This is a genomic window from Bacillus sp. AK25 (assembly GCF_048270685.1).
GTDB classification, from domain to species: domain Bacteria; phylum Bacillota; class Bacilli; order Bacillales; family Bacillaceae; genus Bacillus; species Bacillus altitudinis.
This window is the reverse complement of sequence record NZ_JBLUWC010000001.1, coordinates 60,884-78,343: the sequence shown is the minus strand read 5'-3', so window position 1 is coordinate 78,343 and position 17,460 is coordinate 60,884. Positions and strand designations below refer to the sequence as shown.

The 17,460-nt window shown below is 42.1% G+C and carries 17 protein-coding genes and 1 pseudogene; all 18 read right to left on the bottom strand.

The annotated features are described in order from the left end of the window. Nucleotides 1-339 precede the first annotated feature (339 nt). Entirely contained in the window at nt 340-1,839 is a 1,500-nt protein-coding gene (lysS, locus tag ACNO7B_RS00415; protein WP_017366450.1) for a lysine--tRNA ligase, read from the bottom strand. A 90-nt stretch (nt 1,840-1,929) separates the two neighbouring features. Continuing rightward, nucleotides 1,930-2,931: a tRNA dihydrouridine synthase DusB gene (gene dusB, locus ACNO7B_RS00410; protein ID WP_035391540.1), complete on the bottom strand. Its 1,002-nt coding sequence runs from the start codon at nt 2,929-2,931 to the stop codon at nt 1,930-1,932. Beyond that, nucleotides 2,924-3,157 carry a helix-turn-helix domain-containing protein gene (locus ACNO7B_RS00405; protein ID WP_017366448.1) on the bottom strand — a complete coding sequence of 78 codons (234 nt, stop codon included), beginning with the start codon at nt 3,155-3,157 and terminating at the stop codon, nt 2,924-2,926. Before ACNO7B_RS00405 ends, dusB begins: the two co-directional genes overlap by 8 nt. Beyond that, the gene (gene folK, locus ACNO7B_RS00400) at nt 3,109-3,612 is read right to left on the bottom strand and encodes a 2-amino-4-hydroxy-6-hydroxymethyldihydropteridine diphosphokinase (protein WP_007496156.1); all 504 of its coding nucleotides are present in this window, start codon (nt 3,610-3,612) and stop codon (nt 3,109-3,111) included. Before folK ends, ACNO7B_RS00405 begins: the two co-directional genes overlap by 49 nt. Continuing rightward, nucleotides 3,609-3,971: a dihydroneopterin aldolase gene (gene folB, locus ACNO7B_RS00395; protein ID WP_035704045.1), complete on the bottom strand. Its 363-nt coding sequence runs from the start codon at nt 3,969-3,971 to the stop codon at nt 3,609-3,611. Before folB ends, folK begins: the two co-directional genes overlap by 4 nt. Next, a complete protein-coding gene (gene folP / locus ACNO7B_RS00390) occupies nt 3,964-4,821 on the bottom strand; it encodes a dihydropteroate synthase (RefSeq protein ID WP_035391541.1) in 858 nt (285 codons plus the stop codon). The genes folB and folP overlap by 8 nt, the downstream gene beginning before the upstream one ends. 9 nt (nt 4,822-4,830) lie before the next feature. After that, nucleotides 4,831-5,679 carry an aminodeoxychorismate lyase gene (gene pabC / locus ACNO7B_RS00385; RefSeq protein WP_035704048.1) on the bottom strand — a complete coding sequence of 283 codons (849 nt, stop codon included), beginning with the start codon at nt 5,677-5,679 and terminating at the stop codon, nt 4,831-4,833. Beyond that, nucleotides 5,676-6,269 carry an aminodeoxychorismate/anthranilate synthase component II gene (gene pabA / locus ACNO7B_RS00380; protein WP_417901031.1) on the bottom strand — a complete coding sequence of 198 codons (594 nt, stop codon included), beginning with the start codon at nt 6,267-6,269 and terminating at the stop codon, nt 5,676-5,678. Before pabA ends, pabC begins: the two co-directional genes overlap by 4 nt. 13 nt (nt 6,270-6,282) lie before the next feature. Further along, nucleotides 6,283-7,701, bottom strand: coding sequence for an anthranilate synthase component I family protein (locus ACNO7B_RS00375; RefSeq protein WP_417901030.1), 1,419 nt, complete (start codon nt 7,699-7,701; stop codon nt 6,283-6,285). Nucleotides 7,702-7,824: 123 nt separating this feature from the next. Further along, nucleotides 7,825-8,748, bottom strand: a complete 924-nt coding sequence (gene cysK / locus ACNO7B_RS00370) for a cysteine synthase A (RefSeq protein WP_008341814.1) — start codon at nt 8,746-8,748, stop codon at nt 7,825-7,827. A 77-nt stretch (nt 8,749-8,825) separates the two neighbouring features. Further along, entirely contained in the window at nt 8,826-9,734 is a 909-nt protein-coding gene (locus tag ACNO7B_RS00365; protein ID WP_417901029.1) for a peptidyl-prolyl cis-trans isomerase, read from the bottom strand. A 46-nt stretch (nt 9,735-9,780) separates the two neighbouring features. Beyond that, complete coding sequence (gene hslO, locus ACNO7B_RS00360) at nt 9,781-10,656, bottom strand: Hsp33 family molecular chaperone HslO (protein WP_007496169.1); 876 nt, start codon at nt 10,654-10,656, stop codon at nt 9,781-9,783. A gap of 15 nt (nt 10,657-10,671) precedes the next feature. After that, entirely contained in the window at nt 10,672-11,448 is a 777-nt protein-coding gene (locus ACNO7B_RS00355; protein ID WP_008341820.1) for a type III pantothenate kinase, read from the bottom strand. A gap of 163 nt (nt 11,449-11,611) precedes the next feature. Then, nucleotides 11,612-13,516 (bottom strand): ATP-dependent zinc metalloprotease FtsH, encoded by a 1,905-nt coding sequence (gene ftsH / locus ACNO7B_RS00350; RefSeq protein ID WP_035704054.1) that lies wholly within the window; start codon nt 13,514-13,516, stop codon nt 11,612-11,614. Nucleotides 13,517-13,611: 95 nt separating this feature from the next. Continuing rightward, complete coding sequence (gene hpt / locus ACNO7B_RS00345) at nt 13,612-14,151, bottom strand: hypoxanthine phosphoribosyltransferase (RefSeq protein ID WP_007496175.1); 540 nt, start codon at nt 14,149-14,151, stop codon at nt 13,612-13,614. Then, a pseudogene (gene tilS, locus ACNO7B_RS00340) lies at nt 14,148-15,570 on the bottom strand (tRNA lysidine(34) synthetase TilS). Before tilS ends, hpt begins: the two are co-directional and overlap by 4 nt. Before the next feature lie 96 nt (nt 15,571-15,666). Beyond that, complete coding sequence (locus tag ACNO7B_RS00335) at nt 15,667-16,677, bottom strand: protein kinase domain-containing protein (RefSeq protein ID WP_417901028.1); 1,011 nt, start codon at nt 16,675-16,677, stop codon at nt 15,667-15,669. Continuing rightward, on the bottom strand, nt 16,661-17,395 hold the full coding sequence (locus ACNO7B_RS00330; protein WP_008341829.1) for a vWA domain-containing protein: 735 nt from the start codon (nt 17,393-17,395) through the stop codon (nt 16,661-16,663). The genes ACNO7B_RS00335 and ACNO7B_RS00330 overlap by 17 nt, the downstream gene beginning before the upstream one ends. Nucleotides 17,396-17,460: the final 65 nt, after the last annotated feature.

The window sequence follows — 17,460 nt, the reverse complement described above, 5'->3', positions numbered from 1 at the left end:
TCAAAACCGAAGTTTTGTTTTTCGCCAGTTTGACTGACTACCTATGATGTATCATAGGATTTTTTTATAAAAACTCGAATTAACAGGTACGTTTTGTCTTGTTTAGTTTTCAAAGATCATCTTCGTTATCGCTCGTAAGCGACTTTAATATCTTAACATTTTTCTTCGGTTGAAGTCAAGAACTTTTTTCATTTTCTTTTTTCAACCTCGTTGCTGTTTTGCGGCAACGAATAATAATATACCATCTGGATTCTTTTCTTGCAATAGTTTTTTTAAAAAAAGTTTCATTTTATGAAAAATAAAAAGCGCCACAGATCAAATGGCGCTTTTGTTGATGTATTAACGGTTTCTCATTTGCGGGAAAAGCAGTACATCTCTGATTGATGGAGAATTTGTTAGTAGCATGATTAATCGGTCGATACCGATTCCTAGTCCGCCTGTTGGCGGCATGCCATATTCTAATGCTTCAACAAAATCGTCATCCATGAGATGCGCTTCGTCATTTCCTTCTTCACGTTCTTTTAATTGAGCTTCAAAACGTTCTCTTTGGTCGATTGGATCATTCAGCTCGGTGAATGCATTTGCATGCTCGCGACGCACGATGAATAGCTCAAAGCGGTCCGTGAAGCGCGGGTCTTCAGGATTTTTCTTAGCTAATGGAGAAATCTCGACTGGGTGCCCGTAAATAAAAGTAGGCTGAACCAGTGTTTCTTCTACTTTTTGCTCGAAGAACTCATTGATAATATGACCTACTGTCATGTTTTTTGTGATTTCAACACCGTGATCAGCAGCATGCTGTTTTGCTTCTTCTACAGACATCTCTTGCCAGAAGTCTACACCTGTCGCTTGTTTGACTGCTTCAACCATATGGAGTCTCTTCCATTCAGGTTTTAGATCAATTTCATCTTCTCCATATTGAATCGTTGTTGTTCCTAGTACCTCTTGGGCAATATGAGCAATCAAGTTTTCCGTTAGGTTCATGATATCTTTATAGTCTGCATATGCTTCATACAGCTCAATCATAGTAAATTCCGGGTTATGACGAGTTGAGACTCCTTCATTACGGAATACGCGGCCAATCTCGTATACTTTCTCTAGACCACCGACAATCAGACGTTTTAAATGCAGCTCGATCGCAATACGCATATAAAGCGGCATATCAAGTGCATTGTGATGAGTAATGAAAGGACGAGCTGATGCACCACCAGGGATGCTATGCATTGTTGGTGTTTCAACTTCTAGGTATCCTTTTGAATCTAAGTATCTTCTCATTGATTGAATGATTTTGCTTCGCATGATGAACGTCTGCTTACTTTCTGGATTGACAATCAAGTCAAGGTAACGCTGACGATAGCGTTGTTCTACATCTTTTAGTCCGTGATATTTATCAGGGAGCGGGCGAAGTGCTTTTGTCAGAACCTCAAAGCTAGTCGCTTTAATTGAAAGTTCTCCTACATTCGTTTTAAATACGGTTCCCGTCACACCGATAATATCGCCTAGGTCCGAGCTTTTGAATAATTCGTAAGCTTCTTCTCCTACACTATCTTTACGTACATAGATTTGAATTTGTCCTTCTAAGTCTTGAATGTGTGCAAAGCCAGCCTTCCCTTTTCCACGCTTTGTCATCATACGGCCAGCAATTGTTACTTGAGCTGCTTTTTCTTCTAAGTCTTCTTTTGAAAACTCGTCATATTCAGCAATAATTTGTGCAGATTGATGAGAACGGTCATATCGTTCACCGAATGGATCGATACCCTCTTCTCTCATTTTATTCATTTTGTCACGTCTTACTTGGAATTGATCATTTAATTCTTCGTTATTAAGCCCTTCATTACTCATTTATATCACTCCAATAATGTATTTTGCAGAGAAAAGCAGAAAAACTGCCAGTACGTGCACTAGCAGTGAGCCACAAAAAGAAAGATAGTCTTATCCTACTTTTATTCTTTGAAGCTCTTTTGCCTCGGCTTCGATCGTAAAGTCATCTAGAACTTTTACAAGCTCCGCTCTCGTTTCACTTTGATTGATTTGGTTTCTTACATCTGCATTGCCTCGGACACCTTTTAAGTACCATGCTGCATGTTTTCTCATCTCTCTGACAGCCACATGCTCGCCTTTCAGGTCTATGAGTCTGTCTAAATGAAGTTTGCACACAGACATTTTCTCACGCACATTAGGCTCTTCTTTTAGTTCACCCGTTTCTAAATAATGAACCGTCCGGTAAATCATCCACGGGTTTCCTAGTGCGGCTCTTCCGATCATGACAGCATCTGCACCCGTTTCATCAAGCATACGTTTTGCATCCTGAGGGGTTTTGACATCTCCATTGCCGATGACTGGAATGGATACAGATTGTTTGACCTCTTTTATAATATCCCAATTCGCTGTTCCTTCGTACATCTGCACACGTGTCCGTCCGTGAAGCGCAACTGCTTGTCCACCTGCTCGTTCAACAGCACGGGCATTGTCGATAGCGAAGATATGGTCTTCGTCCCAGCCCATTCTCATTTTCACCGTAACAGGTTTATCTACAGCATCTACAACAGCAGAGACCATTTCATAAATCTTGTTTGGATCAAGTAGCCATTTCGCTCCTGCATCACATTTCGTAATCTTCGGCACAGGACAGCCCATGTTGATATCAATAATGTCCGCCGTTGTATTCTGGTCTACAAACTTGGCCGCTTCCACGAGCGTGTCCTTTTCTCCCCCAAATATCTGAAGGCTCAACGGTTTTTCACGTTCATCAATGTACAGCATGCCCATCGTTCTGGCATTATTAATCAAGATCGCTTTGTCACTGACCATTTCAGCGCAGACTAAGCCCGCTCCAAACTCTTTCACCGTGAGTCTGAAAGCAGAGTTACACACACCAGCCATTGGTGCGAGCACTACTTTGTTTTTAATTTCGATATCTCCGATTTTAAACATCTAGTCCCCTCCTTTCCTCTTCAAGTATTGGTGAAAGTTCTTCCACCGTTATATTTAAAGCATCTGCTATTTGACCAACCATTTGGTTTGTTGGTAATCGATTGCCTCGCTCAATTTCCCCTAAGACAGAGACAGAGATGCCCAGTCTTTTGGCGAACCCTTCCTGAGTATACCCTTTTAGCTTTCGGTATGCACGAATTCTTCTACCCCACATGTCTTTTTCCATATGCTTACACCTTCTTGGTCTGTTACGGCGTTTATCTGGGCTTCGCCGATTTCTGGGCAAATCTCACTCATCGGAACAAGAACGAATAAACGTTCGTACATTCTAGGATGCGGCACTACAAGTTGTTCTGTTTCAATATTTTCACGATTATAAAGTAAAATGTCAAGGTCAGCTGTCCGTGGACCCCACCTCACTTCTCTTGTTCTGCCTAACTCCTGCTCAATGTTCTGAGTCAGTGATAGAAGTTCTTCAGGACGAAGCGAGGTGGAAATCTTCACAGCCATGTTCAAGAAGTCATCCTGATTCTCGTAGCCTACAGGTGTTGTCTCATATATAGATGAAATGGATTCAACTTGAACACCTGGATGTTCGTGAAGTTTTTTGACAGCTTCTTTTAAGTATGTTTCCTTTTTTCCTATGTTTGAGCCTAAAGCGATATATGCTGTATTGTTCATGCGCGTGATCTCGTCATTTCAATGGCAACGGACTGATAGTGTCCTGGAATTGGCGGATCTGGTTTGATTACTTTTACTGTACATTCTTGAACTGTCGAAAAGTCCTTTAACACTTGATTTGCAATTCTTTCTGTCAGCGTTTCAACGAGGTTCACTGGGTCTCCTTCTACAATATTTTTGCAGATGTTGTAGAGCTCAGCATAGTTGATGGTCTCATTTAGGTCATCCGTTTGTCCTGCCTTACTTAGATCAAGTGAAGCTGTTAGGTCCACACGAAAGCGCTGGCCTAGTTTATTCTCTTCTGCAAATACACCGTGATAGCCGTAAAATTCCATTCCGTTTACATATACTTTATCGATGATAAGCGCCTCCTTTATTCAGCATGGCATCCATCATTTTTGCCATTCTTGCGATTTCTTTTACATCGTGCACTCGGACCATCGCGCTGCCCTTTTGAATCCCAAGACAGACCGTCGCACCCGTTCCTTCAGTACGTTCTTCAGGCGGCAGGTCTAAAACTGCACCGATGAATCGTTTGCGGGATGTTGCTAGAAGCAGCGGATATCCAAGGTGGCAAAAATGTTCAAGTTCATTCATGACCATGAGGTTGTCAGTTTTATTTTTCGCAAATCCTACACCAGGGTCTAATATAATCATGTCATCACGGACACCCGCTTGTTTTACAATTTGAACACTTTCTTTCAGATCTGCAATCATATCTGAAATCAGATGGGTGTAATTCCGCTCTGGTCGATTGTGCATTAAGATAATTGGCACGTTGTGCTTCGCTGCCACATGCGCCATTTGAGGATCAGCTTTCGCCCCCCATACATCATTAATGATTGAGGCTCCCGCTTTCACTGCCTCATCTGCGACATGGGCTTTATACGTATCAATAGAAATAGGTATGTCCAATTCTTTTGTGATCTTCTCAATGACAGGAATGACCCTTGAAAGCTCCTCTTGCTCTGAGACAAGTGCCGCTCCCGGCCGAGTCGATTCACCGCCAATATCAATAATATGCGCCCCATCTTCTATGAGCTGCGCTGCATGAGCCAGCGCTTTATCCATTTGATTAAATTTTCCTCCATCTGAAAAAGAGTCCGGTGTGACATTTAAAATGCCCATGACCAATGTCTTTTCTTCATAACTAAGGGTATGGTGCTTGGCTTGTATGATTTTAGGCTGTTTTATCAATTGTTGTGTCATTGTGTCCACCTACTCTTTATAGTCTAGACGTGCTTTTGTATATTCTGTTCTCAGCTTGGTCGAAATCGTTCGGTTGTGGTTTTGCAGGACGGTGTCTCCGATATTTTTAAAAGGCACAATTCCCTGAACCGAATTGGTCATCCACGCCTCATCAGCTGAGAGCAAGTGTGAAAGTGGATATCTTCCTTCTATTAGTGGGATCCCCGAAGCTTGCAGCGTTTCGATACAATATCGACGGGTAACCCCGTTTAAAATACCGGTATCAAGTGAAGGTGTATAGATCACATCTTTTTTTCGCCAAAATAGATTTGACGTAATTCCTTCTGCCACATCGTCTTCTTTTGTTAAAAAGATCCCTTCTACCGACGGATCGTTCCCTACTTCTCTTTTCGCCAGCAGGTTGTTCATGTAATGATGCGACTTGAGCCGTCTTGGACCTTCCGGTGTGTTTCTTCTTGTATCAAGAATGATTCCCTGTTTTTCATCTACTATTGATTCAGGCCGGAATGGGGAGATCATCACAAAAACAACAGGCTCCTCATAAGGGTCTGCAGAAAATCCATTGCCTCTGCCCGCAGAAACATTGAAGCGGATCCTCGCATGACCGCCCGTTATTTGATTTTGTTTGAATAATGTATGAATGATGTCGAGTACAAATGGTTTCTCTATTGTGGATTCGATGCAAAGGTCACGCAATGATTGATTGAGCCTTTCAAGATGCCAGTCTAACAAGAAGACTTGTCCTGCTAGAGAGGTAAATGTTTCGAATACACCGATGCCATATAGAAAACCATGATCAAAAGGAGAAAGAGTCGCATCTTTCTCCTCTATATACTGACCGTTCAGGTAAATGATCATGCGTTTACTTCATTCCCCTTTTTACGATAGGTTTCAATAAAATTTTTGAGCATTTCCTTACCGAAGGACGTCATAATCGATTCTGGATGGAATTGAACACTTTCAATCGGAAGTTCTTTATGGCGAATGGCCATGAGTTCACCTTCCTTTGTGCTCGCTGTTCTGACAAAGCACTCCGGTAGCGTCTCGTCTTTAACAATTAATGAATGATATCTTGTTGCGACGAGCGGATTTTGTAGTCCCGTGAAGACACCTTTGCCGTCATGTTCAATCTCTGATGTTTTCCCATGCATTAACCGCTCCGCACGAATGACATCTCCACCAAATACTTGTGCAATGGATTGATGACCTAAACAGACACCGAAGATCGGAATCTTCCCAGCAAAATGTTTGATCGCTTCCATACTAATTCCTGCTTCATTCGGACTGCAAGGTCCTGGAGAAATCATCAGAAAGTCTGGCTTGAGCTCTTCGATTTCTTGAATGGTGACTTGATCGTTTCGTTTTACAATCAGTTCTTCCCCAAGCTCACCTAAATACTGGACCAGGTTGTACGTAAATGAATCGTAATTATCAATCATTAAAATCATACTCTGCTCACCTCTAACTCAAAATAGTCTCTTCTTTGCTCAACTGTAATGCTTTTTTCACTGCATAGGCTTTTTTAATTGATTCTTTGTATTCGTGCTTTGGTACAGAATCGATGACAATGCCTGCACCTGACTGCATGAAGGCTCTGCCCCCTGTACAATAAGCCGTACGAATGACGATATTAAAATGCATATCTTGATTGAATCCAAACCAGCCTATAGATCCAGTATAAAGCCCACGTCTTGTTGGCTCAAGTTCTTCTATGATTTCCATTGTTCTCACTTTTGGCGCACCTGTAATTGTGCCGCCTGGGAATACAGCTCTCATGACATCAACCGCATCACAATCATCACGCAGCTCCCCTTGGACATTTGATACAATGTGCATCACGTGTGAATATTTCTCAATGGCCATAAACTCGTTCACCTTGACTGAGCCATAAGTAGACACTCGTCCAAGATCATTCCGCTCAAGATCAACGAGCATCACATGTTCTGCGCGTTCTTTTTCATCTTCAATGAGTTCTTTTGCCAGCGCTTGATCTTCCACATCATCCTTGCCTCTTGATCTTGTGCCAGCGATCGGTCTTGTTTCGAGCTGAATGCCTTTTTTCTTAATAAGCAGCTCTGGAGATCCACAGACAATCTGGAAATCTGGCGTGTGCAGATATGACATATATGGAGATGGATTCACGCGACGTAATGTTTTGTATAAATGATATGGGTGGGTATGAAGCTGTTCATCTTGTCTAATCGATAGGTTCACTTGGAACACGTCACCGTTCGCGATATATTGTTTAATCGTTTCTACAGCTTCCTCGAAAGCTTCTTCAGTAAAAGGTGCAGCAGGTACACATTCCGAAGAAGACACGTTGACAGGTGAATGTGCTGACTCTTCTGATGTGCTTGTCCAGCTTTGCTTTAATTCTTCGAGTCTTTGATGAACTTCACTGACAGGTTCGTCTCCTTCTGTATGAGTCATCAGCCAGAGGACGTCTTCTTTATGATCAAAGACAGCGACATCATTGAATACGAGGAAATACAAGTCGGGCGTCTTCAAATCATCGATGGACAGCATTTTAAAATGCTCGATATATCTCGCATAATCATAGCTTAAAAATCCAATCGCTCCACCTTGAAAGTCAGGATATTCGTCGTTCGTTTTGGTTTGAAGGGTTTGAAACCAATCAGCAAATGCCCTGAAAGGATCTCCCTCTTTGAAAAACACCTCATTCTGATAATGGATGGTGGTCATCCCGTCCTTCCCTTTCGCTTTAGCGATCGGATGAATGCCGGCAATACTGTATTCTCCGCCACGTGCACTTTCAAGAAGGACGTGATGTGATTCATGAGCCGTTAATTGTTCGTATCGTTTCAAGAATGCATCTTTCGTAAAAGGAATTTTGATGCCCATCGGCCTACGTTGTGTCATGTAATCATCCTTTTTATTTTCATTAATCTTATTGTAATGCAATCCATTTTAATTAGAAAATAGTATTTGCTTTCCATCTTCAGAATTCATGAAAAAACCCCAGCAAATGCTGGGGTGTATTGTTTAATCAAATTGATAAAGCGGCGTACTAAGGTAACGTTCACCGTTACTTGGAATAATCGCTAGAACCTTTTTCCCTTTACCAAGCTTCTTCGCTGTTTGAAGCGCTGCATAAATGGCTGCTCCTGAAGATATACCACCAAGGATTCCTTCTTCTTTCGCTGCCTTTCTTGCAAGTTCAAATGCATCTTCGTTTTTCACTTGGATAATGCCGTCATATACTTCTGTGTTTAAGATAGACGGAACAAACCCTGCTCCAATGCCTTGAATTTTATGCGGACCTGGTTTGCCGCCTGATAGTACAGGAGAATCTGTTGGTTCTACCGCATAAAGCTGAATAGATGGGATGGCTTCTTTCAGGACTTCACCAGCACCTGTAATCGTACCGCCCGTACCAACTCCTGCAATAAATGCATCAAGATCGCCGTCAAACTGTTCAAGAATCTCTTTCCCTGTTGTGCGGCGGTGAATCTCAGCGTTGGCTTCATTGCTGAACTGCTGAGGCATGAAGTATCCGTGCTCTTCTGCTAATTCTTCTGCTTTTTTGATGGCACCTTTCATTCCTTCTGCACCCGGTGTTAATACAAGCTCTGCACCGTAAGCGCGTAAAAGGTTGCGGCGCTCCTGACTCATTGTATCCGGCATAACTAAAATCGCATTGATTCCTTTTGCAGCCGCGACCATCGCAAGACCAATTCCTGTGTTTCCGCTTGTTGGCTCAATGAGTGTGTCACCAGCTTTTAATGTACCTTTTGCTTCAGCATCTTCGATCATCGCTAACGCAATACGATCTTTTACACTGCTGCCTGGGTTCATATATTCAAGTTTCAAGTAGACATCCGCACTGTCTTCATCTACTAAACGGTTTAATTTAACGACTGGTGTATTTCCTATTAGTTCAAAAACTGAATTTGCAATACGAGCCATCACTAACACCTCTATCTCCGAGTAATTTTATTGTATTAATATTAAATTATCAATTTCGAAAAATTTTGTCAATGCTTTTAGTCCTGCTCTCCATCGTAAAACCATGTGACTTTTGCTTCTTTCCACAGGGTTTTGACATTCGCCTTTTCACCCAGATCTTCCATGGCGATCTGCCTTTTGATCTGATCTTTGACTTCTTCATAAGAGAAGGAGCGGCCATTTAATTTTTCTTTTAATTGTATGATGGCATAACCATTTTTGATCTCGATCGGCTCTTTCGACCATTCATCTGGCTGAAGCTTTTGGGCTTCTTGTATGTATAGGGCTGGAATGCTTTCTTGCTCTTCTGTGACAAATCCAAGATCTCCGCCGTAAGGAGAGGTATATCGATCGGTGGATCGTTCAGCTGCTACAGCTTCGAAACTAGATCCGCCCTTTAAATCTTTTAATACACTTTGTGCCTCGTCTTTTGTTTTCACAACAATGTGGCGAATTCGGTATGAGTCATCATATTGATACAAGTCTTTGTTTTTTTCATAAAAGGATTTGGCTTCTTTTTCAGAAACGACCGCATCTCTCGTTAGAAGCTGTTCTAATAAAATTTGATAACGAATCTGCTCTTTCCATTCCTTTTCACTTGTATGACCGTCTTCGTAGAAATTATTAGATACCGCTTTCAGCATCAGCAGCTCACGATTGATCTCTTTTGAAGATACCTCCAGCTTGTTTTCTTTCGCAAGCTGATTGACTACCTTCTGATTGATCATTTGTTCAAGTGTTGCCTTTCCGTAGCGGTCTTCCATTTTCTTTAACCATTCTTGACGTGTGACTTTCTCTTTCCCAATAGAAGCAATTTCTTCACCGCTCTTCCCATTTGAAGAAGCTTGCGACATTTGTGACTTTGTTAATACATATGCAATGACAACGGCATTAATCATGAGCAGAACGAGGATAAATGTCCATACCACTCTTGCTTTCAGTCTCATCTTTCGTCTCCTTTCCATTCTAAAAAGAAAACCCGCTGCTTAGAGCTTAGCGGGTTATTTCTTCACGTAGCTCTTCTAGCTCTTCTTTTGTAAATACATACGTTTCGTTACAAAAATGGCATTGAGCTTCTGCTTGTCCATCTTGTTCAATCATATCCTCAATTTCGGCTTTCCCTAGGCTGATAATACCGTTGGCAAACCGTTCTTTTGAGCAGTTACAAGAAAATTCGACAGGTACAGTTTCTAAAATTTGAGGTTTTTCACCGAGCACTTCTTCTAAAATCTCTTCAGGAGTCATCCCTTTTTCAATCAGTTTAGAGATCGGTTCAATGGTTGATAATCTCTTTTCGAGTCTTTCGATGACTGCATCTTCTGTTCCAGGCAGTAATTGAATGATGAAACCGCCTGCTGCAAGGATCGAGTTGTCTGGATTGACAAGAACACCCACACCTACAGAGGATGGCACTTGTTCAGAAGAGACGAGGTAATAAGTAAAGTCATCTCCAATTTCACCTGAGACAATTTCCGTTTGCCCTGTAAAGTGGTCTTTCAGTCCGATATCTTTGACAACACTTAACGTTCCAGATGTGCCAACAGCACGTCTAACGTCCAGCTTCCCATGTTCATTTAAATCAAAGTGAACTTGTGGGTTTGAGACATATCCGCGCACCTGACCTTTTGCGTTTCCATCCGCAATGATGGCTCCGATCGGCCCACCGCCTTCAATTTTGACAGTTAATTTATTCTCGCCTTTCAGCATGGCTCCCATCATGACAGTCGCTGTCATGGTTCTGCCGATTGCAGCTGAAGCAGTTGGCCACGTATGGTGTCTTCTCTGCGCTTCGTTGATTGTATCTGTTGTGTTCGCAGCATACGCACGGACTTTCCCGTCATATGCTAACGCTTTAACTAAATAATCCATTTTGATTAAACCCTCCTATAATACACCGACACGATTGCGTTCATAAATTAATTGGAGTCCTTTTAATGTGAGGAACGGATCGACAATATCAATACAGTCTGATTCATTTCCAATCAATGTAGACAAACCGCCTGTTGCAATGACTTTCGGTGTTTGTTTGGCTTGCTGCTTCATCCGTTTCACTATTCCCTCGACTTGACCAACATATCCATACAGGATACCTGATTGCATCGCACTAATCGTGTTTTTCCCTACGATATGATCCGGACGAACAATTTCAATCCTTGGCAGCTTAGCCGCTCTTGTATATAAAGCCTCTGTTGAGATGGTAATACCCGGTGCAATTGCGCCACCCATGTATTGTTTTTGTTCATTGATATAGCAGTAGGTTGTGGCTGTTCCAAAGTCTACCACAATGAGAGGTGCCCCATACAGGTGAATGGCCGCCACTGCGTTCACAATTCGATCAGCGCCGACTTCCTTTGGATTGTCACACATAATGTTTAATCCAGTCTTCATGCCAGGCCCAACGATTTGAGGAGTAATGTGAAAATACTTTTCGCACATTCTTTCCAGAGCAAACATCATTGGCGGAACAACAGAGGAAATGATAATCCCTTCTATCTGGTCAAACATTAGCCCTACATAGTCAAATAAGGATCGGATTGCCATACCAAATTCATCTTCTGTTTTATGACGGCTTGTTTCAATCCGCCAATGGTAGTTCAAATCGCCATTATGATAAACACCTAAAACGGTATTTGTGTTTCCTACATCTATCACGAGTAACAACTTCATCACCACTTTGAATAGTGTCTCAAAAAGAGCATTTTTCGACTTTCTATCATACCATACACGAATTGAGTTCCATTTGTAAACAATTCGAAACCGATCCATTCATGAATCGAAATAAAAAAAGCTGCCGGTGAGCCCGACAGCTTTTTATAGAAAGAGATTAGATCTCCTCATCTTCTTCTTTTTTCTTGATGTTCACTTTCACATCATCGTTTTTCTCTTCGTCATCTGCGTATACACGCTCTGGAAGCTTTCCAGTTTCGTAAAGAGATTTGATTTGTTCAGCATCTAATGTTTCCACTTCTAGAAGAGCTTGTGCGATGATTTCTAGCTTATCTTTATTCTCAGTGAGAATTTGTTTCGCACGTTCGTAGCTTTCTTTGATGAAGCGCTGAACTTCTTGGTCAATTTCGTAAGCGATCGCTTCACTATAATTCGGCTCATTGTTGAAATCACGGCCAAGGAATACTTGACCTCCTTGTGATTGACCGAATTGAAGTGGACCAAGTTTATCAGACATACCGAACTCTGTGACCATTCTTCTTGCAATGCCTGTTGCACGCTGGAAGTCGTTGTGAGCGCCTGTACTTACTTCACCAAACGTAATTTCCTCTGCAACACGACCGCCGAGCAAGCCGACGATTTTATCAAGAAGCTCTGGCTTCGTTTGGAAATAACGGTCTTCTCTTGGAAGCATGACCGCATATCCGCCTGCCTGACCACGAGGAACGATCGTTACTTTATGCACCATGTCAGCTTCGTCAAGGACAAGTCCAATGACGGTATGACCTGCTTCATGGTACGCCACGATATTGCGTTCTTTCTTCGAAATGACACGGCTTTTCTTAGCCGGTCCAGCAATGACACGGTCAGTTGCTTCGTCGATATCACGCATATCAATTTTCTTTTTGTTTTGACGGGCAGCAACAAGTGCTGCTTCGTTTAGTAAGTTCTCAAGATCTGCCCCAGAGAACCCTGGTGTTCTGCTTGCAATGGCTTTCAGGTTGACTGTATCATCAAGCGGTTTGTTTTTCGCATGAACCTTCAGTACTTCTTCACGGCCAATGACATCTGGGCGGTCAACCGTAATTTGACGGTCAAAACGTCCCGGACGCAGCAATGCAGGATCTAGGATATCTGCACGGTTCGTTGCAGCAATGATGATAATCCCTTCGTTGGCACTAAAACCATCCATTTCAACAAGAAGCTGGTTAAGCGTTTGTTCACGCTCATCATGACCACCGCCAAGACCTGCTCCACGCTGACGACCCACTGCATCAATCTCATCAATAAAGATTAAGCAAGGTGCGTTCTTTTTCGCATTTTCAAACAAATCACGTACACGTGATGCACCGACACCGACGAACATCTCGACGAAGTCAGAACCACTGATGCTGAAGAAAGGAACGCCTGCTTCTCCTGCAGATGCTCTCGCAAGCAATGTTTTACCTGTACCTGGAGGTCCTACTAGTAAAACCCCTTTAGGGATTCTTGCGCCAAGCTCCGCAAATTTACGTGGATCTTTTAAGAATTCAACCACTTCTACGAGCTCTTGTTTTTCTTCATCCGCACCGGCAACATCTTTAAATTTCACACGTTTCTTCTCTTCTGTGTAAAGCTTCGCCTTACTCTTACCAAAGTTCATGACACGGCTTCCACCGCCTTGAGCTTGGTTCAATAAGAAGAAGAACAGGATAAAGATGATGATGAATGGAATGATGGTTGTCAGAACTTGCAGCCATCCATTTGTTTCAGGTGCTGGTTCTACTTTTACATCTGTATTCTTCAGTGCACTGTAAATTTGGTCAACTCCTTGACCGTCTGGAACGTGGGTAATGAAGTATTCATCTTTCTTCGCGCCATCTAATTGACCACGAATTTCATAAACCCCTCTTACAGGCTGGATGGAGATACTCTCCACTTTTCCCGCACTTAAATTTTGCGAAAATTTGCTGTAAGACATGTTCTCAGGCTTTTGATTAGGGGATCCTAACCAACTGACAACCCCTATCACAAGTAATAAAATAAGTATATAAAAAATCGTATTACGAAAAACCCGATTCATTCCTTACCTCCTCCCACAGTAAGCACAACTATGTTCAATAGTATCATAGAAAATCATTCCAACACAACCAATAACCTCATGTAAACGTGTGCTCATTAGCCTTCGTAAACAGATGGTTTTAACACTCCAATATACGGGAGGTTTCGGTAACGTTCGGCAAAATCCAATCCATAGCCAACAACAAATGCATCTGGTACTTCAAACCCAACATAATCTGCTTTGATGTCTGCTTTGCGGCCGCTTGGTTTATCAAGCAATGTCACAATTTTAATGGAGTTTGCTTTACGGTATCGGAAAAGCTCTACCAGATAACTCAAAGTTAACCCACTGTCGATGATATCTTCCATAATTAGAATATCTCTTCCTTCAACAGAAGTATCTAGATCTTTGATGATCTTCACTTCTCCAGAAGATACGGTAGACTTTCCGTAGCTAGATACATCCATAAAATCAAGCTCTAAATATGTATCAATGTGTTTGATCAGGTCTGCCATGAATGGAAGAGCCCCTTTCAAAACACCAATAGCCAGGGGAAATTTACCATCATAATCGCTGGTTAATGTTGCACCCAGTTCCTTCACTTTTAGCTGGATCTCTTCTTCTGAGATCAAAATCTTTTCAATATCTTGTTTCATGCTTTTGCTTGCCCCCTACAAATTTTCGTGCTGTCTATATTGTAATACAATGAGATCGCTGTTTGTCATATCAATTTCTTCAAAAACAGATTTTTTCAGACCTGGGATCCAGATGATTTGATGATCCGAGTCAGTGACGATCGGCCAGCTGTCTCTTTCTGCAAGAGGCACTTTTTTATCAATAAATATATCTTTCACCTTTTTTGATCCATTCATCCCTTTAAGTTTGATTCGATCACCGTTTTTTCGTGAGCGAATGATCAAAGGAAGACGAACATGATCTTTTTGAAGCAAGAAAAAATGGTTTCCGTTCCGTGCATCCTTCGGAACATGATTTGATACTAAGATAGACTGTCCATTCGGGAGAAAGAGTTCCTCGCCAAGCTCACCTTTTAAATGATGAGTATATGACTGATCTATGACAAGCGATCGTTCAAAGGTAAACATACAGTGATCATAAGATTTGACAGCTTGTAAACCTTTTGGCAAATCTAATGATCCAGACGGTTGATCAGTATGAGATAACCAGTCCAAAGTCCCTAGAATATGCTGGTTTGAAAACGCTGATTGAGTGTTTTCATAAAGATAGTTTAATATTAGTTGAATGCCTCTTCTTTGTAAAGGCAAAGGCAGGTCAAGCAAAGGCTTCGTTTTGATCTCAATTTGCTTAGGCGTTTGATTCGTAATGACTTGATGCATTTGATCCTTTGTTAATGCCTGCAAGTACTGCTCATCCTCAGTCAGCATGTCACTTACAAACTGAAAGCTTTCATGCACATGAGGTGCCTCTTCTTTTAACACGGGAAGAACGTGTCTTCTGATCCGGTTTCTCAAGTAGTCATCGGTGTGATTGCTTTGATCAATGACATAAGGAACTTGTTCTTTTTCGCAAGCAGTGAGTACATCATCCTTAGAATATCCAATCAGCGGACGAATCAGCCACCCTTCTTGAAAAGGGCGCTTTGCTTGCATACCTGCGAGTCCTATTCCAACAGTCCCTCTTGTCAGCCTCATCACCATTGTTTCTACTTGATCGTCTCCATGATGTGCAAGCGCTATAAATTGAGCGTTGTACTGTTCCATCAATTGACGAAAGAAAGCATATCTGCACTCTCTTGCAGCTGCCTGTTTGTTTAAACGGTTTTCTTTTGCATATTGGGTGACCTGTATACGAGCCGATTCAAAAAGGATCTCATGCTCTTTACAGTACGCTTCAACAAATGCCAAATCAGCAAAGGATTCTTCTCCTCTGAACATGTGATCTACATGGGCTGCAATCAGCTGAAAAGAACCTTTTCGACGTTTGTTTAGTTCATGCAGCAAGAGCATAGAATCTGGTCCGCCAGAAACCCCGACAATGACTGTCGTATTTTCAAGGAAAACATCATGTTTTTTCAAAAAAGATTCAATTCTATTCACAACTTCCTCCTCACAAAGAGCAGGTAATTTAAAGATATACATATCCTATCACTTTCATTAGCTCCAAGCAAAGAAGAAGCCTGCTTTTTTACAGCTCTATAATAGGAATAAAACCACATAGGCACAGTAAAGAGCGAGCACACTGCATAAGATGAGAATGGTTTCAAAAAGACCGCCTGATTTTTTGCGTACTGATGTTCTTTTCGCAGCAGCAACTCTTGATCGTGAAGGTGCGGCCTGTTGATGTTGGGGAACAGCTGGCTTTTGCCTATTTTGCTTTGATGGCTTCTTCTGTCGTGATTTTCTTGAAGCAAGCAATTGTCCTTCTTTCAGCATCGCGCTTTTCATGTCTGACGCTGATTGATATTTGCCTTGGAGAGCCGCTTTTAACACCCTCTCATATCGCTTTAATAAAGGATGTCCTTCAATCGCTCGATAAAGCTGCTTTTCTGGTTCTGCCCCTTTTTTAAATTCTTTTTTATAGGCACAGTTCACCATGACCATACTTAAAGCAAATAAATCATAAGAAGGTTCTGCTTTTCTTGTACCGAAGCCCCAATAGCCGCGGTCAAAAAACTCGGTGTATTCCTTAATCGCCCTTCCTGCCTTCGTTGTTCCTCCAACATCAATACATCGAATCGTAGCTGGGGGGCCTGAAACGATGAGATTATCAGGCTTCAAGTCACCGAAGATCCAGCCTTCCTTATGTAAGTGAGCAAGGTTAGACAACAGTTGAATCATGAGAACGACGATCCATTCATCGCCTTTTTGTTTCACAAATTCAAGCAGCAATGGCCCTCTGACATACTCCATGACATAAAACGACCGTTTCTCTGACATTCCAGGATAAAGAGCATCATCCATATCATAAAAAGAAGGCCCCATGGTTTTCACAGGAGCCTTTGAAAAGGATTTTAATACATTGACTTCAGATGCAATGAGCATACTGTCATCACTCACTTTAAGGGCCACTTGTCCCTTTGGCGATTCGGCCAGATAAACCACACCGTTCGCCCCTTTTCCCAGCTCTTTTACAATGCGGTAATGTTGGTGATGCCATTTTCCTTTTATCATTGTACCTAATGGGATGTTAGAAGCCGAATTCATCATGTTCTTCCTTCGCTTCAAGCAGCCCTTTTCGTGAACGAACTGATTTGAAATGCTGGAGTGCTTCTCGAATTGCTGGTCCAGTCGGTGTAATTCCTCCTGTTGTCAGCTTCGGGAAAATCGATGATAACGAATCGAACCGAGGCGTCCAGTTCAACACAATTTCTGCATCTGAGTTTTTCCCGGGAAATACACACATCCCAAACTGATTTTCACCAATTCTCGAATTTAGACTGATAGAGAGATCGATGAGTGCTTCTTTGACGGTTGGCAGCTTCGGTTTCATACTTGCACTCGTATCCACAAGCACAAGCACTTGAAGATGAACCGTCTCACCGAGCTCGTCCACAACTTCCATCACTTCTCCACGCTTATCTGGGGGAAGCTCTTCAATTTCAGTATCTTTGCCAAGAATTTGCTGCAATTCTTTATTCACAACACCTTGTAATGTTTGCGTCATCGCCTTTTTTGTCACCATTTGTACGGTTTGAGACAATTGCTGAACGTAGACAACCTGATGAATGCCTCCGCCTGCTAGAGCAATCCCCTCTACTTCTTTCATCGCTTCATGATCGTGTCTGTTCTCTTCCATAATGCCAATGACATTGACTGTGATCCCTTGCTCCTTTGCCAATGCGGCAATCGCAAGTGGGTCTTCCCCATGATTTGAGCAGCCATCTGTAATCAGTAAGATTTGGTTTACGTGACCTTTTCGCATCTTCATTCCTCCTGGGATTGTAACTGAATGCTTATATCCCCATCATCGCCAGAAGAAATTCATAT